Source organism: Aeromonas sp. 604443, from assembly GCF_049170315.1.
Classification (GTDB): Bacteria; Pseudomonadota; Gammaproteobacteria; order Enterobacterales; family Aeromonadaceae; genus Aeromonas; species Aeromonas veronii_A.
On sequence record NZ_JAAKMI010000001.1, the window covers coordinates 369,645 to 390,712 of the forward strand.

Here is a 21,068-nt window from a genome sequence, read left to right on the forward strand (position 1 = left end):
GTCGCTGTATCCTGCCAGCTCATTTTGAGCATGATAATATAGGGTGCATGACCCTGGTCAACCGATACCTCTGCTACCTTGCGCTGGAAATATAAATCTGCAAGCGGGCTCATCACCCAACGTGATAAAGAGAGCAATCCGATATCATCATACCGTTGGTGCTGACCCATCTTCTGATGGTGTACAACCGCCATTACCCCATATCCACTTTTTTCTTGTATCCGATTTATCCCTTGTGAGTTGCTGGCTCCTGTCGGGTTGTGCGCACATTTCAACCGGGTTGTCATGGCTGCCTGTCGGGGGATCCGTTATGGTGTGAGAAAGGTTGGCAGGGGTCGCCATCCTCCATCTTGGCAGGGAGAATCACGAGATATGGAACATCTTGCCCCGAGCGCGGCTCATCCTATGGTGCTGCTGGTTGATGATAAGAGTGGCTGCCACAATTTGATGAATACGCTGCTCGGTGAGTGCCTTTTATTGCACGTCTTCTCCTGTGAGGCGGTGCTGATGATGGTCAGGCAGAACGATGGAGCATGCTGTCAACCATGAAATCGCGTCTCTGGCACATTACTGCCGTGCTGTTGCTCTCCCTGATGTTGGCCACGCTGGTCGATGCCTTCTATCTGGAGCTGGAGCGGCAGGAGTATCGCCAGTCGCTGGATACCCGCATTCAGCGCGAGGGCGACAATCTGCAGCAACTGACCCTCTCAAGCAAGGGGATGGGGGCGGTGCAACTGGCTGGCCGCCTCAACCGCGAGATCCAGCAATCGTCACTGCTCGAGCGGGGGGAGCTGAGCCCGAGCGAAGCTCTGCAGGTGTTGGCGCAGGGGGTGAAGGCCAATCATGCCTTTGTTACCAATAAAGCAGGGGTGATTGTCCGTGATTGGGATGCGCTTGGCCGCCATGTCGTCGGGCAGGATGTGTCGTTTCGCTCCTACTTCAGGCAAGGGCTCAAGGGGCTGGAAACAGTAGATGCCGGGGTTAGCCTCAATACCGGCAAGCGGATGATCTATGTGGCGGCGCCAGTCTCTCACGATCGGGCGCAAGGAAGCGACATTACTGGGGTGGTGGTGGCGCGTTACGAGATGGCGCTGCTCGATACCTTTCTGGCCGGGTGGGGCGATACCATCGGTTTGCTGGTCTCGCCAGATGGAGTGGTGATGGCCAGCAACAAGAGCGATTGGCAAATGGCGGTGGTGGGACCGAACTCTGCCGCCAGGCAACAGCAGCTCTTTGCCTCTCGCCTATATGGACACTACTTTGCCCCGGATCGCAAACCGGTGATCCTGCCTGCACTCGATGGCAGTGAAGTTCGGATAGGGAAAGATAGCTATCTGGTGAGCCGCATGCATATCGAGTGGCACGATGCCAAAGGGCTGTGGACGCTGCTGCTGTTGGGCAATGTGGAACAGGCCGTGTCAGGATGGCGGCGAGTGGCCTTGTTCGGCACCGCCCTGTTGATATGTCTGAGCTCGGCCCTGCTCTGGCAGGGGCGGATGTTGCGTCGCCGCAGCATTCGCGAGCGCAACGAGCAGTTTGCCTTCCAGCAGGCGTTGATCGATACCCTGCCACATCCTCTCTTCTATACCGACAATCAGGGGCGCCTGCTGGGGGTGAATCGCGCCTTTACCAGCGCATTTGGTGGCGCCCGGCCGGTCGAAGGCAAGCGGCTGGCGGAGTTGCCGCAACTGGCCGGACTGGATGCGGTGGATGAGGGTAACACCTTGCAAAGGGTGGCGGGCAGTCAGGCCAGAACGCAGCATGAGGTGCGCCTGTTTTCGCCGGATGGCCGTCCTCTGGACATGCTCTATTTTCTCTCGGGGATCGAGCTTGCCGAGAGCGAGCGAAGCGGTGCGGTCGGCAGCTTGGTCGACATCACCCCGATCCGTGCCGCCGAGCAGGCCATGCGGGAGGCTCATGACCGGATAGCGGCAGATCGCCAGCGGCTGCACGAGAGCGAGCAGCGGATCCAGTCCATGGTGCGCAACGTACCGGGTATGGTCTATCGCTGCTTGCCTCATCATCCCTGGACCATGTTGTTCGTCAGCGACGAGGCGGAAAAATTAACCGGCTATCCCGCCAGCGATTTTGTCGATAACAGCCGCGATTTTGGTGACTTGATCCATCCCGATGACCTCGAACTGAGCAACCGCAACACCATCGAGGCCATTGCCGAACACCGGCAATACATCAACGAGTACCGCATCTTCGATCGCTGGGGTCAGCTCCGCTGGGTCTACTCCATCGGACTCGCCACCTATGATGCCGAGGGTAAGGCCATCTATCTGGACGGGATCATCTTCGATTTCAGCGACCGCAAGCAGGCTGAGGCCGCCATGCTAGAAGCTAGGCAGATCGCCGAAGATGCCACCCGAACCAAGAGCGAATTTTTGGCCAACATGAGCCATGAGATCCGCACGCCAATGAATGCCATCATCGGTATGGCCCATCTGGTGCTGCAAACCAACCTCTCCCCCGAGCAGCACAACTATGTGAGCAAGATAGACAGAGCGGCGAACAACCTGCTCGGGATCCTCAACGACATCCTTGACTTTTCCAAGATGGAGGCGGGCAAGTTGCAACTGGAGAAGGTGGATTTCCAGCTCAACGAGGTGTTCGAGTGGCTGGCGGATCTTACGGCGTTTCGGGCGCGGGAAAAGGGGCTGGCGCTGCTGTTCGATCTGGCCGCTGATCTGCCTGACCGTTTGTGCGGCGATCCCCTGCGGCTTGGCCAGATCCTGCTCAACCTGACCAGCAATGCCATCAAGTTCACCGAGCAGGGAGAGGTGATTGTCCGGCTGGCACGCAGTAACGAGCGAGATGGCAAGATCTGGCTGCAGGGCAGTGTGCAGGATAGCGGTATCGGCATGACAGCCGAGCAGTGCCAGCGTCTCTTCCACTCCTTTGAACAGGCTGACAGCTCGACCACCCGCAAATATGGTGGCACCGGTCTTGGTTTGGCCATCACGAACAATCTGGTGCAACTGATGGACGGTGAGATCCGGGTGGAGAGCGCCCCGGGGCAGGGCAGCGAGTTCCACTTCCGTATCTGTCTCGCCACCCTGGCGGATCAGGGTAAGGAGAAAGAGCAACGTGTGGCCATGCCGCTGGCGCCGCAGCGTCTGCTGTTGCTGGAGTCGTGTCCTGCTTCGCGAGCGGCCATTCTCCACCAGCTGGCGGCGCTGCCTGTTGAGCTTGTCTGCGCGGACGAGCCCGCCGCAGTGCTGGCACTGCTGCATCAAGGCATCGCGGCGGGCAAACCCTGTGATCGAGTTGTGCTGGGCTGGCTGGAGGGGGAGAGCTGGTTGTCAGAGGTGCTGCAGGAGGTTGGCACGCTGGCAGCGCCGCCCGCGATCTTGCTGATCACCTCGGGCGATCCCGCACCGCTTGCCAGCTATGTTGCTGCGCTGGGGTTGGCGCCGTGTGATGTGCTGGCCCATCCGTTTACCCCGCAGGCACTGTGTCAGGCATTGTGTAAGGCGCAGGGGGGCGATGCCGTGGGACGAGAGGCGTTATCGGATGCAAGCCCCTATCATCAGGTTGCGCTGCCCGCTCATGGGCTGGCGGGGGCTCGTCTGCTGTTGGTGGATGATAACGACATGAACCGGGAGGTGGCGCTGGCCCTGCTGGGCAAGGAGCAGATCTCCCTGGTCTGTGCTTGCGATGGGGCACAGGCGCTCGCCCTGCTGGCGCAAGATCGCGGGTTTGACGGTATCCTGATGGATTGCCAGATGCCGGTGATGGACGGGTACACCGCGACCCGGTTGATCCGCGCCGATCCGACGCTGGCCCGGATCCCCATTATCGCCATGACAGCCAGCACCATGGTCGGGGATAAAGAGAAGGCGCTGGCGGCAGGCATGAATGACCATATCGCCAAACCCTTGAATATGCCGCTGTTGCTGGCGACCCTCTCGCACTGGATCACACCTGCCAGACCTCTGGCTGCCGCCAGCAAGTTGCAGGTGACTGACGATGCGACCCCTTGGCAAGGCGTGCCCGGCCTTGACGCGCAGCGGGGCATGGCCGTGATGGGGGGCGACAGTGTGCTCTACCGCAATATGTTGCAGCGCTTTTGTAACGGGCAGCAGGGGTTTGAAGCCAGTTTCCACTCGGCGTGGGCCTCGGATGACAAAGTCACGGCCCAGCGTCTGGTTCACACTCTCAAGGGCAGTGCCAGCACCATAGGGTCGACCGGTGTGGCGGAGCAGGCGGCGCTGCTCGAGCAAGCCGGTGAAGAGGGGGATGATGCAGGGGTCGCAACCCGCTTGCCATCCCTGATGGCCGAGCTGAAGCCCCTGCTGTCTGGGCTGGAAGCCGCGCTGGCAGTGTCCCCTGTGACGATGGGCGCTTCCCGAGGCATCGATGCCGGGATGCTGGCGGCGCAACTCCAGCAGTTGGGGGCCTTACTGGCACAGAGCGATGCCCAGGCGTTGGCGCTTTGTCAGCAGATTGAGGCTGATCTGGCTGGCAGTGCATTGCCGCTGCGTGCTGCATTTCAAGAGGTGAGCCGGGCGGTCAACGAGTTCGAGTTCGATAAGGCGCTGCAGTTGCTGGCACCACTGCTTGGGTGATGGTTAACACCCTTATCGCTTGTCATGTTCATTGTCATCCCAACTCATTTTTTAGGGTTGCCATTGAACAAGAACAATTATCATCTATATCGATAGATATGGATATTTACGCTCTGGTTAATTACGCAGGGTGACGTGAAGGTAAATAGTGTGAAGGTGGGCGGTAACATCTGTAACCGGATGAGCGAATGCATCACGAGTTAAATATGATCACTATGTTGCAGGCAGCCTTCCACCTTGCCTTTTCTCTTACCATTAATTTGAATGCAGATTCACGATGATGCGTAAACATATCCGTGAGTGCGATATTTTACTCACCAGCATCCAAGACAATAAAGAGTGGGGGGAGCGTATTGATATGCATACCTCGGCGGCATCTTTTCATTAAGCTGTGTTAAACGGGCAGGGAGGCCAAGCGGGGTTGTGCTGTGTGGGCTTGCAGTAGAACGTGTCGCACTGAAGCGCAGGTAAAATGCAAACTGAAACCAAGCGACATGCAGGTAAACCGTGCCGTGCAGGCCGTGCTTGCTACCGGTGGTAGCTGGCCGTGAGACAGTTCTGGTATGGGGAGGCAAGTCAGGAGGTTGTTCCGTGGATGACTGTATGGAATATGCAATGAGATGAGTAAAGATATATTCAATGGATCATTTATTGGTGGGCATCAGTATTGTTAAATAAGCGGTATAGCCAAGATTTCAATCATGTTAATTTGGCTCGCAGTGAAAGAGAGGATATGCGGCGATTAATTATTTAATATCCAATTAAGTTCATAAAATTTACGGAGTTGCTAAATATCTCTTTGGGGGTAATTAATTCTGTTTGTGATGTGGCTCGCTATGTAAATAGGGGGAAGCCGGTCGAAGTTGATAGAGATCAATACTGTGATGTGGGTGAGTCCTTAGCATTTCTCCTATTAAGCATTTACCAAACAAGTGCTCACTACGGGAATAACTAGAATGGTCGAGGATAATTTTTTATCGGCTCATGGGATTAATCGCCGTGATTTTATGAAATTGTGTGCCGGGATGGCCGCAACCCTGGGATTAAGTCAGCATGCCGTCGCCAAGATGGCCACTGCGCTCACCAGCCCCGAACGGCCGCCGGTGATCTGGATTGGGGCGCAGGAGTGCACTGGTTGTACCGAATCGCTGCTGCGCGCCACGCACCCCACCATCGAAAACCTGATCCTCAACACCATTTCGCTGGAGTACCACGAGGTACTCTCGGCGGCCTTTGGTCATCAGGCGGAAGAGAACAAGCACAACGCCATCAAGCGCTATAAAGGCAAGTATGTGCTGGTAGTGGATGGCTCCATTCCGCTCAAAGATGGTGGCGTCTACTGCATGGTGGCCAGTGAGCCTATCGTCGACCATATTCGCCGTGCTGCCGCCGACGCGGCTGCGGTGATCGCCATCGGCTCCTGTGCTGCCTGGGGCGGTGTGCCTGCCAGCGGCGGCAACCCGACCGGTGCGGTCAGCCTGGAAGAGGCCCTCGGCAATATCGACACCCCGATCATCAATATCCCGGGATGCCCGCCCAATCCCCACAACTTCCTCACCACGGTTGCCTACTACATCACCTACGGCAAGCTGCCGGCGCTGGATAGCAAGAAGCGTCCGCTGTTTGCCTATGAGCGGCTGATCCACGAGAACTGCGAGCGCCGTCCGCACTTTGACGCAGGGCGTTTTGCCAAGGAGTTTGGTGATGAGGGTCACCGTCAGGGTTGGTGTCTCTACCATCTGGGCTGCAAAGGACCGGAGACCTATGGCAACTGTTCAACTCTGGAGTTCTGCGATGTGGGCGGCGGCATCTGGCCGGTAGGCATCGGTCACCCCTGTTATGGCTGCAACGAGCAGGGGGTCGGTTTTAGCAAGGGGATCTTCCAGCTTGCCAAGGTAGAGAACCCGACTCCGAGGGTGGATAAACCGGATGTGAAGATCCAGGAGGGGGGCTATACCTCGCCCACCGCGACCGGCCTTATCGGTGGCGCCCTCGGGGTGCTGGTAGGGGTGAGTCTGATGACGGTGCGTGAACTCGGTCGCCAGCAGAAACGCCACGAAGCCGGGCAGTCCCCATCACGGGAGGAGTAACCGTGAACAGACGCAACTTCCTCAAATTTGCCTCCGTCGGCGCGCTGGCGGCGGGCACAGCCGTACCCGGCACCGCACTGGCGGCGGCCAAGAACAAGCCGCCCATTCCCGGCGCGCTCGGCATGTTGTATGACTCCACCCTCTGCGTCGGCTGTCAGGCCTGTGTGGCGGAGTGTCAGCGCCTCAACGGCAATCCGGCCAATCCAGCCGGGGCGCAAACCTGGTCCAACAACGACAAGCTGACCCCCTACACCAACAACATCATTCAGGTGTGGAAGAGCGGCACTGGCGAGCACAAGGATCAGCTGGTGGATGGCTACGCCTACATCAAGAAGCAGTGCATGCACTGTGTCGATCCCAACTGCGTCTCTGTCTGTCCGGTGCAGGCTCTTAAAAAAGATCCCAAGACCGGCATCGTTCACTACGACCCGAGCGTCTGCACCGGCTGTCGCTACTGCATGGTGGGTTGCCCGTTCGATGTGCCCAAATATGACTATGACAACCCGCTGGGGGCGATCCACAAGTGCGAGCTCTGCAACCAGAAGGGGCTTGAGCGGATCGATCAGGGCAAGTTGCCTGGGTGTGTCGAGGTGTGCCCCACCGGCGCCGTGATCTTCGGCACCCGCGAGGAGCTGATGGCTGAAGCCAAGCGTCGTCTGCTGGCGACTCCGGGCAGCGAATATGCCTATCCGCGCCAGACCCTCTCTGCCAACGACCCTTACCTGCACGAAGTGCCCAACTACCAGCCTTACGTCTATGGCGAGAAGGAGGGGGGCGGCACCCAGGTGCTGGTGCTGGCCGGGGTGCCCTATACCAAGCTCGACATGCCCGATCTGCCGGAGCTCTCCTCCGGTGCCCGCTCCGAGCATATCCAGCACACCCTCTACAAGGGGATGGTGCTGCCCATGGTGGTGCTGACCGGCCTTTCGGTGCTCATTCGCCGCAACACCAAGAATGGTCACGATCACCATCACGATGATGGCCATGATCAGGGGAGTACGCAGATCAAGGATCAGGGCACCACAAAGGGAGGCAAGGATCATGAGTAATCACAAGGCACATCCCCTCGGCGGCAAGCTGGTCAGCTGGCCTGTGCTGGTGCTGGCCCCCTTTGCCGTGTTGTGCGGCATGTTGATTTTAAAACGCCTCGTCTTCGGGCTGGGTTCGGTCACCGATCTGAATGGCGGCTACCCCTGGGGGCTCTGGATCTCGTTCGATCTCTTGATCGGTACCGGTTTCGCCTGTGGCGGCTGGGCGCTGGCCTGGGCTGTCTATGTGTTCAACCGGGGCGAGTATCACCCGCTGGTGCGACCGGCCCTGTTGGCGAGCCTGTTTGGCTACTCGCTCGGAGGTCTCTCCATCACCATCGACGTGGGGCGTTACTGGAACCTGCCGTACTTCTACCTGCCCGGTCACTTCAACACCTCCTCGGTGCTGTTCGAGACGGCGGTCTGCATGACCATCTATATCGGGGTGATGGCGCTGGAGTTTGCGCCCGTGCTGCTGGAGAAGTTCGGCTGGAAGGCGTCGCTCATTCGCCTCAACAAGATCATGTTCTTCGTGCTGGCACTGGGGGCTCTGTTGCCCACCATGCACCAATCCTCCATGGGCTCGTTGATGATCGTCGCGGGGGAGAAGATCCATCCGCTCTGGCAAAGCTACGAGTTGCTGCCGGTCTTTTCGCTGCTGACCGCCTTCATCATGGGTTTTTCCATCGTGGTATTTGAGGGCTCTCTGGTGCAGGCGGGACTGGCGGGGCGGGGCCCCAACGAGAAGTCGCTCTTCTACAAACTGACCCAGGTGATCGATATCTTCCTGATCCTGTTTGTGGCGCTGCGCTTTGCCGAGATCGTCATCCACGACAAGTCGGAGTATCTCTCCGAGTTCAATCGCTTCTCCATCATGTTCTGGAGCGAGATTGCGCTGATGATCTTCCCGCTGCTGGTGTTCCACTGGGACAAGAGCCGCCGGGATTCGCGCATGTTGTTCCTGGGGGCCCTCAGCATGCTGCTGGGCGCAGCCCTCTGGCGACTGGATTACTCCCTGCTCGCCTTCAACCCCGGCAATGGCTACCACTACTTCCCCTCCGCGGAGGAGGTGCTGATCTCCCTGGGCTTTGTTGCCATCGAGGTGTGTGCCTATTTGCTGTTGATCCGGCTCTTGCCGGTACTGCCATCACTTGAACGTGTTCACCAAGATTATCAGGCCCGAGGGAAAGCCAACGTATGAGCCAACGTATCACCATAGACCCCATCACCCGCATTGAGGGGCACCTGCGTATCGACTGCGAAATCGAAGGCGGTAAAGTGACCAAAGCCTGGTCGTCCGGCACCATGTGGCGCGGGATGGAGGAGATCGTCAAGGGCAACGACCCGCGCGATGCCTGGATGATTGTGCAGCGCATCTGCGGGGTATGTACCTCCATTCACGCCATCGCCTCGGTGCGGGCGGTGGAGAACGCCATTGGCGCCAAGGTGCCGGTCAACGCCCAGTTTATCCGCAACCTCATCATCGCGGCCCACAACATCCACGATCACATCGTCCACTTCTATCAGCTCTCCGCGCTGGACTGGGTGGACATCACCGCGGCCCTTGAAGCCAATCCGCAAAAAGCGGCGGACATGCTCAAGGGGGTATCGACCTGGTCTCTCAACAGTGCCGACGAGTTGACCAAGGTGCAGGACAAGATCCGCGTGCTGGTGGCGAGCGGCCAGCTTGGCATCTTTGCCAACGGTTACTGGGGTCACAAGGAGATGAAGCTGAGCCCGGAGGTAAACCTCATCGCCGTGGCCCACTACCTGCAGGCACTGGAGTGTCAGCGCGATGCCAACCGTATTGTCGCCATCCTCGGTGGCAAGAGCCCGCACATCCAGAATCTGGCGGTGGGCGGCGTGGCCAATCCCATCAATCTGGATGCACCGAGCGTGCTCAACCTGGAGCGGCTGCTCTATGTGAAGAGCTTTATCGACCGGCTTGGCGAGTTTATCGAGCAGGTCTACAAGGTGGATGCTGCCATCATCGCCGCACACTACCCCGAGTGGCTGAACCTGGGGCAGGGTGCCAAGCACTACCTGAGCGTGCCGGAGCTCCCCACCGACGGTAACGGCGGCAGCTTCCTGATGCCGGGCGGCTATATCGAGAATGGCAATCTGGCGGGTTATCGCCCCATCGAGAGTCATCAGGATGCCTGGCTGATGGAGGGCATCGCCGAGAGCAACAAGCACGCCTGGTACAAGGATGACGAGCCGCTCAAACCCTGGGAGGGCAAGACCGAGCCCGATTACACCGGCTGGCAGGATGACGGCAAATACTCCTGGGTCAAATCCCCCACCTTCTACGGCAAGGTGGTGGAGGTGGGACCGCTCGCAGACTTGCTGGTGAAACTGGCCGCCAAGCACCCGGAGACGGTAGCGCATTTCGAGCAGCTGAACGGCATCTACAAGGCGCTCACCGGCTCGGCCATCAAGACCGAACTGCTGCACTCCACCATGGGTCGCATCATCGGTCGCGCGGTGCGCTGCTGTGTGCTCAAAGACACCCTGTCGCACCAGTGGAAGGCGCTGGTGGACAACATCGGCAAGGGGGATACCACCGCCTATATCAAGGCCGAGATCCCGGCGGACAAGGAGTTTCGCGGGGTGGGCTTTGAAGAGGCGCCGCGCGGCATGCTTTCCCACTGGATCGTCATCAAGGGCGGCAAGATCGAGAACTATCAGGCGGTGGTGCCGTCGACCTGGAACTCGGGCCCGCGCAACTTCAATGATGAGCCCGGCCCCTACGAGCAGGCGCTAGTGGGCACCCCGGTAGCCGATCCCGCCAAGCCGCTGGAAGTGGTGCGCACCATCCACTCGTTCGACCCCTGCATGTCCTGTGCGGTGCATGTGGTGGATACCCAGAATGGCGAAACGACCCAGGTGAAGGTGTTGTGATGAACATCCTGATCCTGGGCGTGGGCAACCTGCTGTTGAGCGACGAGGCCGTCGGCGTGCGCATCGTTGAGGGGTTGGGGCGCAACTACTGTTTCGCCCCCGGCATCGAGCTGCTCGATGGCGGTACCGCCGGTATGGAGCTGCTCGAAGCGATGGCCAGTCGCGATCACATCATTCTGGTGGATGCGGTGCGCAGCGGTAATCTGCCGGGCACAGTGGTGACTCTGAAGGATGAGGAGATCCCGACCCTGTTTGGCCGCAAGATATCCCCCCATCAGCTGGGACTGGCGGATGTGCTCTCGGCGCTGCACATGACGGGGGAGTCGCCCAAGCGGCTCACCCTGATCGGGGTCGAGCCTGAATCCCTCGAACCCCGCATCGGCCTCACCCCAGTGGTGGCAGCCGCCATGGGGGAGGCGACGGATCGGATTTTGACCCTGCTCGCTGCCGTTGGTGCGCCCGCCATTGCGCTCTCTGAGCAGGAGAAAACTGAACAAGCGCGGGAGGGCCTATGGCGCAGTCCCATTTAAGCGAGGCTGAGAGAGTGCTGGAGAGAGTACCGGAGACAGCGCAGGAGTTTGCCGGTTTTGCCACCAATCCAGCACCCTTGCTGGTAGCCCAGTACGAGCGGATCGCTCGCGAAGAGATGCAGGCGCTGCCCTTCTATCACGCCACCATGCCAATCGTTGCGGAGTGCGTGTTGTTTGAAGACCAGTGGCTTGGCTGCGTGCTCACCCCCTGGATGCTGAGCGTGGTGGTGCTGCCGGGGCCGGATCAGCTTTGGCCGGTGCGAAGCAGCAGCGATCGACTCGCCCTGCAGCTCCCCTGCGGCAATATGACCTTTATGGTGGGTGAATTGCCCGAGACGGGACAGCTGCTGGCTTGCTCCCTGATGTCGCCGCTCGATCCCCATCTCGGGGCCGGGGAGGGGCGGGCGCTGGTGAGCAGCTCCCTCAAGATGCTGCTCTCCTTGCCGGTGCAGCAAGGGGCTGGCAGCGTGGATCTGGGCCGCAGACGGCTATTCGGTGCCCGGCGCGGTTAACCGGCATAGTCGCTAGGTTTCACGCGAAATCAAGTTTAGAATAGGGGGCCATTTTGGCCCCTCACTCCCATGTTAAATCACGCATTCCGCCTCTTTTTTGAGTGATGATCCGTGAGTGGTACAAAACAAGAAGGATCCCCATGACTGTTCCACGCAATTCCCTTCGCCATTACGCTAGATCCAGCGCTACCGCCCTGTTGACTCTGCTGCTGGGCACTGCCTCTCACGCGGCGCTGGCCGCTGTCCAACCTGTGCCTGCCGAGCTCAAGCTCGCCATCGGAGCCGAACCCACCGAAGGGTTTGACCCTCTGCTTGGCTGGAGTCATGGCAGCTACATGCTGCTGCACAGCCCGCTGCTCAAACAGATTGCTGGCGATAGTGCCGACCTCAGCTGGCAGAATGTGCTCACCCAATCGGTGACCCCGAGCAAGGATGGCAAGGGGTGGCTCATTACCCTCAAGCCTGACCTGAAATTCTCCAACGGCGCGCCGCTCACCGCAGAGGATGTGGCCTTTACCTACAACAGCGCAGCCCAGGGCGGCGGCAAGATCGACATGGGCAACTTTGTCTCGGCCAAGGTGCTCTCGCCTACCGAGGTTGCCATCACTCTTAGCGCCCCCCAGAGCACCTTTGTCAACGTGCTGGGATCTTTGGGGATAGTGTCGAAGAAGGATTACGACGCAAAAGCGTATGCCCAAAAGCCGGTCGGTGCCGGCCCCTACCGGCTGGTGAGCTTCCTGCCCGGCCAGCAACTGGTGGTAGAGGCGAACCCCTATTACGCTGGCGGCAACAATGATTTCAAACGGCTGGTGTTTGTCTTTATCGACGAAGAGAGCGCCTATGCCGCCGCCCAGAGCAGCCAGCTTGATGTGGTGCGCATCGCCCCGTCGCTTGCGCCAACCGTGCCTGCTTCCCTCAAGCTCTGGGTGCGGCCGAGTGTCGAGAACCGCGGCATCGTCTTCCCCATTCCGCCTGCGGGCGGCAAGGATGCCAAGGGCTATCCCATTGGCAACGATGTGACCTCGGATGTGGCGGTGCGCCGCGCCATCAACTACGCCATCGATCGCAAGCTTTTGGCCGATCAACTGCTGGAGGGGCACGCCATCCCCGCCTACAGCGCGGTGGAAGGCTTGCCCTGGCTGAACAAGGCCACCGCCTTCAAGGATGGCGATGCTTCCCGCGCCAACGCCCTGCTCGACGAGGCGGGCTGGAAGATGGGCAGTGACGGCATTCGCCACAAGGGCGACCTGCGCGCCGCCTTTACCCTCTGGTACACCAGCGGTGACAGCACTCGCCGGGATCTGGCGGAAGCGGTGCGAGCCATGCTCAAACCCATTGGCCTGGAGGTGAGCCTCAAGTCCGGCAGCTGGGAGCAGGTGGAGCGGGAGATGCACGCCAATCCGGTGCTGATGGGGTGGGGGAGTCTGGATCCCATGGAGCTCTATCACCACTACCAGAGCGGCTCCGGTGGCGTGGAGTTCTACAACCCGGGCTACTACAGCAACCCTGTGGTGGATGGCCACCTCAAGCAGGCGCTGGATGCCCCGAACTGGCAGGCTGCCGTGCCGTTCTGGCAGCAGGTGGAGTGGGATGGCAAGACCGGCGCCGGAGTGCAGGGAGATGCCGCCTGGGCCTGGCTGCTCAATGTGCAGCACACCTATCTCGCCAATCGTTGCATCGATCTTGGCAAGGGGGCGCCGGAAATCCACGGTAGCTGGTCCCTGCTCAACAACCTGCAGGATTGGCGGTGGACGTGCCGTTAAGTTCGCCCTTGAATCATTCAGGTTATCTGTTGCTAAAAGCCCTGCTGCGTCTGGCAGGGCTGTTATGTCTGGTCTCGGTCGCCACCTTTGTGCTGCTGAGTTACTCCCCCATCGACCCCATCAAGGCCTATATCGGCAACGATCTGCTCCATGTGCCGCCGGAGCAGTACGCCCGCATCGCAGCCCGCTGGGGGCTGGATCAACCGCTCTGGCTGCGCTACTGGCACTGGTTTACCCAAGTGCTGCAGGGGGATCTCGGTTACTCCATGCTCTACAACGCGCCTGTGGGTGAGGTCATTGGCCAGCGTTTTGCTGCCTCCTTCCTGCTGCTGGCGGGCGCCTGGCTGCTCTCCGGCTTTTTCGGGATTTTGCTGGGCCTCTGCGCTGGTCGCTATCTCAACCGCTGGCCCGATCGCCTGATTTGCCGCTTTGCCTACCTGCTCGCCTCCCTGCCCACCTTCTGGGTCGGCCTGTTGCTGCTCGCCCTGTTTGCGGTGCACTGGCCGCTACTGCCGGTCTGCTGCGCCTGGACGCCGGGGCTTGCTGCCGATGAGGTGGACTGGGCCATGCGGCTGCGTCATCTATTGCTGCCGGTGACGACCCTGGCGCTGCTCGGGGTGGGCAACATTGCCCTGCATACCCGGGGGCGGGTGGCCGAGGTGCTGGAGAGCGACTTTATCCGCTACGCCCGCGCTCAGGGGGATGGCGGCTGGCCCATGCTGCGTTTTCACGTGCTGCGCCACGCCCTGACCCCGGCGCTCTGCCTGCAGTTTGCCTCCCTTGGCGAGCTGATTGGCGGATCGCTCTTGGCAGAGAAGGTCTTCTCCTACCCGGGGCTCGGCCAGGCCACCGTGGATGCGGGGCTCAGGGGCGATATCCCCCTGCTGATGGGAATCGTGCTCTTCTGCACCCTGCTGGTCTTTATTGGCAACACGGTGGCCAGTTTGCTGCTGGCCCGCATCAATCGGGGCTGGGAGGGTGAGCATGCTGTTTAATCCGCTTCCCTCCATACTGCGGCTGGGTTTTGCCCTGCTCGGATTGGCGCTGCTGGCCACTTACGGCTGGAGCCTATCTCATCAGGATGTGCCGATGGATCTGCTGACGCGCCAGCAGCCCCCCTCGCTGGCCCACTGGTTCGGCACCGACCAGATGGGGCGGGATCTCTGGTTGCGTGCATTTCAGGGCACCCTCACCAGTCTGGAGCTGGGTATCAGCACGGCGCTGTGCAGCGGGCTGCTCGCCATGGTGGCGGCAAGCGTGTCGCTCATTCATCCCAGATGCGATGTGGCGGTGCGGCTGCTGATCGATGCCATGCTGGCGCTGCCCCATATGCTGCTGCTGATCCTGATCTGCTTTACCGTGGGGGGCGGCATGCGCGGGGTGATCCTGGCGGTGGCGCTCACCCACTGGCCCAAGCTGGCGCTCATTCTCTGCGCCGAGGCGCGGCGGATCGCCTGCAGCGACTACGTGGTGCTGGCCCGCTGTCAGGGGATGGGGGCGCTGCGTCGCTGGCGCATCCACCTGCTGCCGGGGCTGTTGCCCCAGTGGTTTATCGGCACCTTGCTGATGTTTCCCCATGCGGTGCTGCACAGCGCGGCCTTGAGCTTTCTCGGTTTTGGGCTGGCGGCCCACGAGGCCTCGCTGGGCCTGCTGCTGGCCGATGCCCTGCGTTATCTGGCCGGTGGCGGTTGGTGGCTGGCGCTCTTCCCCGGCCTGATGTTGCTGCTGCTGGTTCTGCTGTTTGATCAGGCTACCCGCGCCTTGCAACAGCTGTTGTGGCACAGGAGTGAACCATGCTGAGCTTTGATCAGGTGACCATAGAGGCGGCCCACTACTCCTGGCTGGGGCGGCGCAGCTGGCAGCCTTTGCTGACCGATATCAGCCTGCAACTGGCGCCGGGGGAGATAGTGGCGCTGGTGGGGGGGAGCGGTGAGGGCAAGAGCCTGCTGCTGCAAAGCGCCCTGACATTGCTGCCGGACAATCTGCGGATGCGCGGCGCCATCTCTCTTGATGGCACTCCTCTGTGCGATGCCAGCCGGGCCCGTTTGCGCGGGCACACCCTCTGCTATGTGCCGCAGGGGGTAAGCGCCCTCAATCCATTGCTGACGGTGGAGCGTCAGCTGGGACGTGCGGCACGCCTCTGCGGCCAGAGCGGTTCTCGCGAGCGGCTCGGCGAGCAACTGCTGCGCTACCAGCTGCCCGCTGCCACTCTGGACCGCTATCCGCGTCAGCTCTCCGGGGGCATGGCCAAGCGCATTCTGGCCTGCACTGCGGCGCTCGGCGGTGCCCGCTTCATTCTGGCAGACGAGATCACTGCCTGGCTCGAAGAGGGGCTGGCCTGTCTGCTGCTCGGCCAGTTGCGTGAATTGGCCAATCAGGGCAGCGGTATCCTCTGGGTGACCCACGATCTGGCGCTGGCGGCTCGCTTTGCCGATCGCATTGTGGCGCTGCATCAGGGGCAGGTGAGCGATACCTTGAGCTGCCACCATCTGCGCCAGGGGCAGGGGAGCGAGATGCTCCGTGCCCACTGGCAGGCGCTGCCGGAGTTCAATGCGCTCTTTGCTGCTACGTCGGAGATCTCCTGATGATTGAGTTGCAGGAATGGATCGTCTGTCTGGTTGCGGGTGTTCAGTGGCAGGCACTGCCGGAATTCAACGCGATCTTCTCTGTGCCGGAGGTTTCCTGATGTTGGAAGTACGAAATCTCACTATCGCCCATGGGGAACGCCCCCTTTGGCAGGGATTGTCGCTGACGGTGAAAGCGGGCGAACGGCTCGGTATCTCCGCCCCGAGCGGTTATGGCAAGACCACGCTGGGGCGGGTATTGGCGGGTTGGCAACCGGTTGGGGCCGGCGGGCAGATCCTGCTGGATGGGCAGCCAGTACCTGAACAGGTAAAAGGTTATAACCCCATCCAGCTGGTGCCCCAGCACCCGGAACTCACCTTCAATCCCTATCGCACCACCGGGCAGGCGTTGTGGGATGTATGGCGCCCCGATGACGCCATACTGGCCCGCTTTATGGTCAAGCCCGAATGGCTTGGCCGTAAACCCGGTCAGCTCTCCGGTGGCGAGCTGGCCCGCATCGCGCTGCTGCGCGCCCTCGATCCCCGTACTCGACTGCTGATTGCCGACGAGGTGACTGCCCAACTGGATCCGCAAATCCAGCGCCAGCTCTGGCAGGAGTTGATGATTGAGTGCGAACAGCGTGGGCTTGGCATCCTGATTTTTAGTCACCAACAGGCGCTGCTGCGCCAGATCTGCCATCGGGTGTTGCGCTTTGGTGAGGCGCCTCTTGCGACGGGTGTATTGGCCGAAAGCGTGGCCTGAGGATTGGCTTCCCCCTCATCCCCAGCCCTTCTCCCGCAAGGGGAGAAGGGAGCAGAAGGTGCCATTTCGCCAGGCTCGGGGTTTAGGGTTTGGAAAATCTCGGGGTTTGAAAATATGGCTGGTTGTTATGCTCGAAGTGCCCCTTGAGGCGTTTGAGGGAGTCGTATAGTTGCTGCATGCTGTCGGCATTCACAAACCGGTTCCCTCTCCCTGGGGAGAGGGCCAGGGTGAGGGGGCGCGAGTATGAAACGCTGGCCATTCTGTACAGAGAGAACCGTTGGCAAAGTGCGCAGATAAAGAGAGGGAGGCATCAGCCTCCCTCTCTTTATCTACCGTTATCAGCGGCGTTTAACCGGTTGATTTCAAGCACTGGCCAGCCAGTTAAGCCAGGCATCCATCCCTTCACCGGTAGTGGCGCTGACCTGGATCACCTGAATATAGGGGTTGACCCGTTTGGCGTTCTCGATGCAGCGGGTCACGTCAAAGCTGACGTAGGGCAGCAGATCGATCTTGTTGATCACCATCAGCTGGGCGGCGGCAAACATGTCCGGGTATTTCAGCGGCTTCTCTTCCCCCTCGGTGACGGAGAGGATCGCCACCTTGTACTTCTCGCCGAGATCGAAGCTGGCGGGGCAGACCAGATTGCCCACGTTCTCGATAAAGAGGATGCCCCCTTCATTGGCGGGCAGCTGGTGGCAGGCGTCGTGAACCATCTTGGCGTCCAGATGGCAGCCCTTGCCGGTGTTGATCTGCACGGCAGGGACGCCGGTGGCACGAATGCGATCCGCATCGGCGCTGGTCTGCTGATCCCCTTCGATCACCGCGCAGGGGCGTTTGTCGGCCAGCTGGCGCAGGGTTTCGCACAGCAGGGTGGTCTTGCCTGAACCCGGGCTCGACACCAGGTTGAGCACCAGCTGGGCCGCTTCGTCGAAGTGTTTGCGGTTGTGAGCCGCCAGCTTGTTGTTCTTGGCCAGCACATCCATCTCGATGGCAATCAGCTGGCGCTGCCCCATGCCGGGCACCGACAATCCCGCTTCCCCTTTGCCATAGTGCAGATCACCCTGCTGATGGTCATGGTCATGGTCATGGTCATGGTCATGGTCATGGCTGTGATCATGGGGATGCGCGTGGGAATGGCCGTGGTCATGAGAGTGGGCATGTTCATGATGATGGTCGTGGGGGTGATCGTGATGGTGCTCATGCGGCTGATCATGACCCTCATGGCTTATGGGAGCCCGCACCCCGTGGTAGTGGTGATGGACATCCCCCTGATGGTGATAGTGGTGGTGAATGATCAGGGTGCGCGGCGCACTCTGCTTGTGATCATGATGGTGATGGGCGTCATGAGCATGATGATGGTCGTGCTCATGACCATGTTCATGGTGATGTTCATGAGCATGTTCGTGATGATGCTCATGATCGTGCTCATGATCGTGCTCATGGCCGGCGATCCGCGCCTGGCCGCATCCGCATACGCTACACATATCAACTTACCTCGATGTCGGTGATGCGCAGGCTATCACCCTGCGCGACTCGTAATTTGTATCCACCACACCCAGGGCAGGCCTGCCCACGCTCGGTGAGGGTGACCGTCTGGTTGCAGTCGTAACACCAGGCCTCTGCCGCCTGGTGCTGAAAGTGAAGCTGGGCCCCTTCGACGGCGGTGCCCTTGGCGGCGGCCTCGAAACAGAAGGCAATGGTGTCCGGGTCGACGCAGGAGAAGCTGCCGACCTCGAGCCAGAGGGCGGTCACCTTGGTAAAGCCCCGCTGGGTGGCCTGTTCGGCCGCCAGATCGATGGCGGCCATGGCCAGAGACATTTCGTGCATGGTGGCTCCTTAACCGTTATGGGGAGGAGTGACTCCCCCCTGTAATTGGCTGAACGACATGGCCGCTCAGCAGATCCGCGGCAGCAGTTCCCCCTGCGGCAGCTCCAGATAGCGGCGGCTGCCCCAGGGGTTATTGAGGATCACCTTGTGGCGATCGCTTGCCTGTACCACGCCGATCTGGCTGGCGGTGGGGTTGAATTGTCGCAAGATGCCCAGCGCGTCCTGTGCCTGTTCGGCAGGCAGGGCCAGCACCATGGTCCCCTCGTTGGCGAGATCATGGGGCTCGAAACCGTAGAGCTCGCACAGGCCGCGCACCGGATCGCAGACCGGAATGGCGGACTCCTCCAGCTCGATGGCAACGCCGGAGGCGCTGCTCCACTCGTTGAGCACGGCGGCAAGGCCACCGCGGGTGGCATCGCGCAGGGCGTGAGGGGCAATGCCAGCTTTTAGCAGCGCTTCTACCTGCGGCCAGAGGGTGGTGCAGTCGCTCTTGAGATCAGATCCCAGTTGCAGGGCGTCGCGGGCCATCAGGATGCAGGCGCCGTGGCTGCCGATATCCCGCGACACCAGAATGGCGTCACCGGCTTTGAGGCTCCGCACCGAGATGCTTCGGCTCTGTTCGGGCCGCGGGAAAGTGCCGACTCCGCTGGTGTTGATAAAGATCTTGTCGGCCGCCCCCTTGGGCACCACCTTGGTGTCGCCGCAGACGATGCGGGCGCCGCTCTTGGCAAGCTCTGATGCCATCGACTCGACGATGCGGGCGAGATCGGCGTAGGGGAAACCCTCTTCGATGATAAAGCTGCAACTGAGGTATTCCGGTTTGGCCCCCATCATGGCGAGATCATTGACCGTGCCGGCAATGGCCAGCTTGCCGATATCTCCTCCCTCGAAGAAGAGCGGCGAGACGGTAAAGCTGTCGGTGGTGAAGGCGACGGGGCCGCTCACCGGCAGCAGGGCGGCATCTTCACCGCGCAGCAGGATCTCGTTGCCAAAGTGGCGAAAGAAGAGCTGGTTGATCAGCTGGTTCATCTCCACACCGCCGCCACCGTGGCTTAACTGGATTTCTCTCATCGGGTCTGGTTCTCCACAAGATTGCAGAAACAGGCTGGTTCATCTCCACCCGTCACCCGACCGCCGTGGCTTAACTGAATTTCTCTCATTGGATCCCCATATATCGGTAGTAGGCATTGCAGGCCCCTTCGGAGCTAACCATACAGCTGCCCATGGGCTGGGTCGGGGTGCAGCCCCGGCCAAAGACTTTGCACTGGTTCGGCTTGGCCAGGCCGCGCAGAATGTCGGCGCACTGGCACGCCTTGTGGTCATCGATGGGGGTTTGATCAAGCTGGAAGTGACGCTCCGCATCGCGCTTGGCAAACGCATCCCGCAGGCGCAGGGCGGAGGCGTTGATATCCCCCAGACCCCGCCAGCGAAAGTGCTCGCGGGTCTCGAAAAAGCGCTCGACCAGCCGCTGGGCGGCTTTATTGCCGCTGGCGGTGACGGCGCGGCTGTACTGCACCTCCAGCGCGTAGCGACCCTCCACCTTCTGGCGCACCATCATCAAGAGCGCCTCCATCACGTCCACCGGCTCGAAGCCGCTCACCACCACCGGCACCTGATAACGATCGACGATGGGCAGGTAGATATCGGCGCCGGTGATGACGCTGACGTGGGAAGGGCCGATAAAGGCGTTCACCTTGGCCACCCCGTCGGCCATCACCGCATGAATGGCGGGCGGCACCAGCACATGGTTGATATGAAACAAGAGGTTCTCAATCCCTTGCTCTTCAACGGCAGCCAGCAAGGCGGCGGTCATGGGGGTAGAGGTCTCGAAACCGATGGCGAAGAAGACCACGGTCTTTTCCGGGTTCTCTTTGGCGATACGCAGGGCATCGAGGGGGTCATAGACGGGGCGGATATCGCTCCCCTTGGCTCGCTGCTGGGCCAGCGTGCCTTTGGATCCAGGCACCCGGATCATGTCCCCCAGGGTGACCAGAATGACGTTCGGTTGGCGAGCCAGCTCGATAGCCTGATCGATGCGCTCTTTGGGCATGATGCAGACCGGGCAGCCGGGGCCGTGGACAAACTCGATGCTGGCCGGCAGCAGCTGGTGCAGGCCGTACTTCATGATTGTGTGGGTATGGCCGCCGCACACCTCCATCACCCGCAGCGGTTCGGGCAGATCTTTGGCCAGCTCGGTGATCTGGGTTGCGAGGGCGCGGATGACGTCGGGCTGACGAAAGCCCTGAAAGAGATCATTGAGGGTTAGCATGGCAAGATATCCTGTTTGGGCATCAGGGCCACCATCTGGCGGAAGCTCTCGAGGCTGGCCTGCGCCTCCTCTTCGTCAATCTTGCTCATCACAAAGCCGATGTGGAGCAGCACATAGTCGCCCTCCTGGAGAGGCTCTTCGAGCAGCATGCAACTGACGCGCCGCTGCACCCCCAGGGTGTCGACGGTGACGCAGTTATCTTCGGGGTGCAGTTGCACCACCTGAGAGGGGATGGATAGACACATGG

18 protein-coding genes are annotated in these 21,068 nt (G+C 60.6%); 13 read left to right on the top strand and 5 right to left on the bottom strand.

Going from position 1 to position 21,068, the window contains the following annotated elements:
• Window positions 1-545: 545 nt before the first annotated feature.
• The 12 genes from G5380_RS01535 to G5380_RS01590 all read left to right on the top strand — a co-directional run bounded on the left by G5380_RS01535 (window position 546) and on the right by G5380_RS01590 (window position 16,725).
• The gene (locus tag G5380_RS01535; RefSeq protein WP_421352262.1) at window positions 546-4,574 is read left to right on the top strand and encodes an ATP-binding protein; all 4,029 of its coding nucleotides are present in this window, start codon (window positions 546-548) and stop codon (window positions 4,572-4,574) included.
• Between the two features lie 956 nt (window positions 4,575-5,530).
• On the top strand, window positions 5,531-6,664 hold the full coding sequence (gene hybO / locus G5380_RS01540) for a hydrogenase 2 small subunit (RefSeq protein ID WP_247822882.1): 1,134 nt from the start codon (window positions 5,531-5,533) through the stop codon (window positions 6,662-6,664).
• A 2-nt stretch (window positions 6,665-6,666) separates the two neighbouring features.
• Window positions 6,667-7,713, top strand: a complete 1,047-nt coding sequence (gene hybA, locus G5380_RS01545) for a hydrogenase 2 operon protein HybA (RefSeq protein ID WP_118853773.1) — start codon at window positions 6,667-6,669, stop codon at window positions 7,711-7,713.
• Window positions 7,706-8,893: a Ni/Fe-hydrogenase cytochrome b subunit gene (gene hybB, locus G5380_RS01550; protein ID WP_005351459.1), complete on the top strand. Its 1,188-nt coding sequence runs from the start codon at window positions 7,706-7,708 to the stop codon at window positions 8,891-8,893. The genes hybA and hybB overlap by 8 nt, the downstream gene beginning before the upstream one ends.
• A complete protein-coding gene (hybC, locus tag G5380_RS01555) occupies window positions 8,890-10,593 on the top strand; it encodes a hydrogenase 2 large subunit (protein ID WP_421352263.1) in 1,704 nt (567 codons plus the stop codon). Before hybB ends, hybC begins: the two co-directional genes overlap by 4 nt.
• Window positions 10,593-11,123, top strand: a complete 531-nt coding sequence (locus G5380_RS01560; RefSeq protein ID WP_421352264.1) for a HyaD/HybD family hydrogenase maturation endopeptidase — start codon at window positions 10,593-10,595, stop codon at window positions 11,121-11,123. The genes hybC and G5380_RS01560 overlap by 1 nt, the downstream gene beginning before the upstream one ends.
• Window positions 11,105-11,635 carry a hydrogenase-2 assembly chaperone gene (gene hybE / locus G5380_RS01565; protein ID WP_247822880.1) on the top strand — a complete coding sequence of 177 codons (531 nt, stop codon included), beginning with the start codon at window positions 11,105-11,107 and terminating at the stop codon, window positions 11,633-11,635. Before G5380_RS01560 ends, hybE begins: the two co-directional genes overlap by 19 nt.
• Before the next feature lie 140 nt (window positions 11,636-11,775).
• Entirely contained in the window at window positions 11,776-13,398 is a 1,623-nt protein-coding gene (locus G5380_RS01570; RefSeq protein ID WP_247822879.1) for an ABC transporter substrate-binding protein, read from the top strand.
• Window positions 13,383-14,393 carry an ABC transporter permease gene (locus G5380_RS01575; protein WP_421352265.1) on the top strand — a complete coding sequence of 337 codons (1,011 nt, stop codon included), beginning with the start codon at window positions 13,383-13,385 and terminating at the stop codon, window positions 14,391-14,393. Before G5380_RS01570 ends, G5380_RS01575 begins: the two co-directional genes overlap by 16 nt.
• Window positions 14,383-15,198 carry an ABC transporter permease gene (locus G5380_RS01580; protein ID WP_227340654.1) on the top strand — a complete coding sequence of 272 codons (816 nt, stop codon included), beginning with the start codon at window positions 14,383-14,385 and terminating at the stop codon, window positions 15,196-15,198. Before G5380_RS01575 ends, G5380_RS01580 begins: the two co-directional genes overlap by 11 nt.
• Window positions 15,192-15,983: an ATP-binding cassette domain-containing protein gene (locus G5380_RS01585; RefSeq protein WP_227340653.1), complete on the top strand. Its 792-nt coding sequence runs from the start codon at window positions 15,192-15,194 to the stop codon at window positions 15,981-15,983. Before G5380_RS01580 ends, G5380_RS01585 begins: the two co-directional genes overlap by 7 nt.
• Before the next feature lie 100 nt (window positions 15,984-16,083).
• Window positions 16,084-16,725 carry an ATP-binding cassette domain-containing protein gene (locus G5380_RS01590; protein ID WP_421352266.1) on the top strand — a complete coding sequence of 214 codons (642 nt, stop codon included), beginning with the start codon at window positions 16,084-16,086 and terminating at the stop codon, window positions 16,723-16,725.
• Between the two features lie 362 nt (window positions 16,726-17,087).
• Here the strand turns inward: G5380_RS01590 and hypB are convergent, their stop codons facing one another.
• A complete protein-coding gene (gene hypB / locus G5380_RS01595; protein ID WP_421352380.1) occupies window positions 17,088-17,954 on the bottom strand; it encodes a hydrogenase nickel incorporation protein HypB in 867 nt (288 codons plus the stop codon).
• On the opposite strand from hypB, the gene G5380_RS01600 reads away from it, so the two are divergent.
• The gene (locus G5380_RS01600; protein ID WP_421352267.1) at window positions 17,841-18,233 is read left to right on the top strand and encodes a hypothetical protein; all 393 of its coding nucleotides are present in this window, start codon (window positions 17,841-17,843) and stop codon (window positions 18,231-18,233) included. The genes hypB and G5380_RS01600 overlap by 114 nt on opposite strands.
• On the opposite strand, the gene hypA is transcribed toward G5380_RS01600, so the two are convergent.
• From hypA to G5380_RS01620, 4 genes are all read right to left on the bottom strand, one after another.
• Window positions 18,211-18,552 carry a hydrogenase maturation nickel metallochaperone HypA gene (hypA, locus tag G5380_RS01605; protein ID WP_010633719.1) on the bottom strand — a complete coding sequence of 114 codons (342 nt, stop codon included), beginning with the start codon at window positions 18,550-18,552 and terminating at the stop codon, window positions 18,211-18,213. The genes G5380_RS01600 and hypA overlap by 23 nt on opposite strands.
• A gap of 66 nt (window positions 18,553-18,618) precedes the next feature.
• Window positions 18,619-19,623: a hydrogenase expression/formation protein HypE gene (gene hypE / locus G5380_RS01610; protein WP_421352268.1), complete on the bottom strand. Its 1,005-nt coding sequence runs from the start codon at window positions 19,621-19,623 to the stop codon at window positions 18,619-18,621.
• Window positions 19,624-19,708: 85 nt separating this feature from the next.
• Entirely contained in the window at window positions 19,709-20,821 is a 1,113-nt protein-coding gene (gene hypD, locus G5380_RS01615; RefSeq protein WP_421352269.1) for a hydrogenase formation protein HypD, read from the bottom strand.
• Window positions 20,815-21,066 carry a HypC/HybG/HupF family hydrogenase formation chaperone gene (locus G5380_RS01620; RefSeq protein WP_216962483.1) on the bottom strand — a complete coding sequence of 84 codons (252 nt, stop codon included), beginning with the start codon at window positions 21,064-21,066 and terminating at the stop codon, window positions 20,815-20,817. The genes hypD and G5380_RS01620 overlap by 7 nt, the downstream gene beginning before the upstream one ends.
• Between the last annotated feature and the right edge of the window lie 2 nt (window positions 21,067-21,068).

What these genes read in the sequence shown, in the direction of transcription:
- hybB (WP_005351459.1), top strand. Translation starts at nt 7,706, where the DNA reads ATGAGTAATCACAAGGCACATCCCCTCGGCGGCAAGCTGGTCAGCTGG.
- hybO (WP_247822882.1), top strand. Translation starts at nt 5,531, where the DNA reads ATGGTCGAGGATAATTTTTTATCGGCTCATGGGATTAATCGCCGTGAT.
- hypD (WP_421352269.1), bottom strand. Translation starts at nt 20,821, where the DNA reads ATGCTAACCCTCAATGATCTCTTTCAGGGCTTTCGTCAGCCCGACGTC.
- hypA (WP_010633719.1), bottom strand. Translation starts at nt 18,552, where the DNA reads ATGCACGAAATGTCTCTGGCCATGGCCGCCATCGATCTGGCGGCCGAA.
- G5380_RS01590 (WP_421352266.1), top strand. Translation starts at nt 16,084, where the DNA reads ATGTTGGAAGTACGAAATCTCACTATCGCCCATGGGGAACGCCCCCTT.
- G5380_RS01570 (WP_247822879.1), top strand. Translation starts at nt 11,776, where the DNA reads ATGACTGTTCCACGCAATTCCCTTCGCCATTACGCTAGATCCAGCGCT.
- hybE (WP_247822880.1), top strand. Translation starts at nt 11,105, where the DNA reads ATGGCGCAGTCCCATTTAAGCGAGGCTGAGAGAGTGCTGGAGAGAGTA.
- hypE (WP_421352268.1), bottom strand. Translation starts at nt 19,623, where the DNA reads ATGAGAGAAATCCAGTTAAGCCACGGTGGCGGCGGTGTGGAGATGAAC.
- G5380_RS01580 (WP_227340654.1), top strand. Translation starts at nt 14,383, where the DNA reads ATGCTGTTTAATCCGCTTCCCTCCATACTGCGGCTGGGTTTTGCCCTG.
- hybC (WP_421352263.1), top strand. Translation starts at nt 8,890, where the DNA reads ATGAGCCAACGTATCACCATAGACCCCATCACCCGCATTGAGGGGCAC.
- G5380_RS01600 (WP_421352267.1), top strand. Translation starts at nt 17,841, where the DNA reads ATGGGGATGCGCGTGGGAATGGCCGTGGTCATGAGAGTGGGCATGTTC.
- G5380_RS01535 (WP_421352262.1), top strand. Translation starts at nt 546, where the DNA reads ATGAAATCGCGTCTCTGGCACATTACTGCCGTGCTGTTGCTCTCCCTG.
- G5380_RS01560 (WP_421352264.1), top strand. Translation starts at nt 10,593, where the DNA reads ATGAACATCCTGATCCTGGGCGTGGGCAACCTGCTGTTGAGCGACGAG.
- G5380_RS01620 (WP_216962483.1), bottom strand. Translation starts at nt 21,066, where the DNA reads ATGTGTCTATCCATCCCCTCTCAGGTGGTGCAACTGCACCCCGAAGAT.
- G5380_RS01585 (WP_227340653.1), top strand. Translation starts at nt 15,192, where the DNA reads ATGCTGAGCTTTGATCAGGTGACCATAGAGGCGGCCCACTACTCCTGG.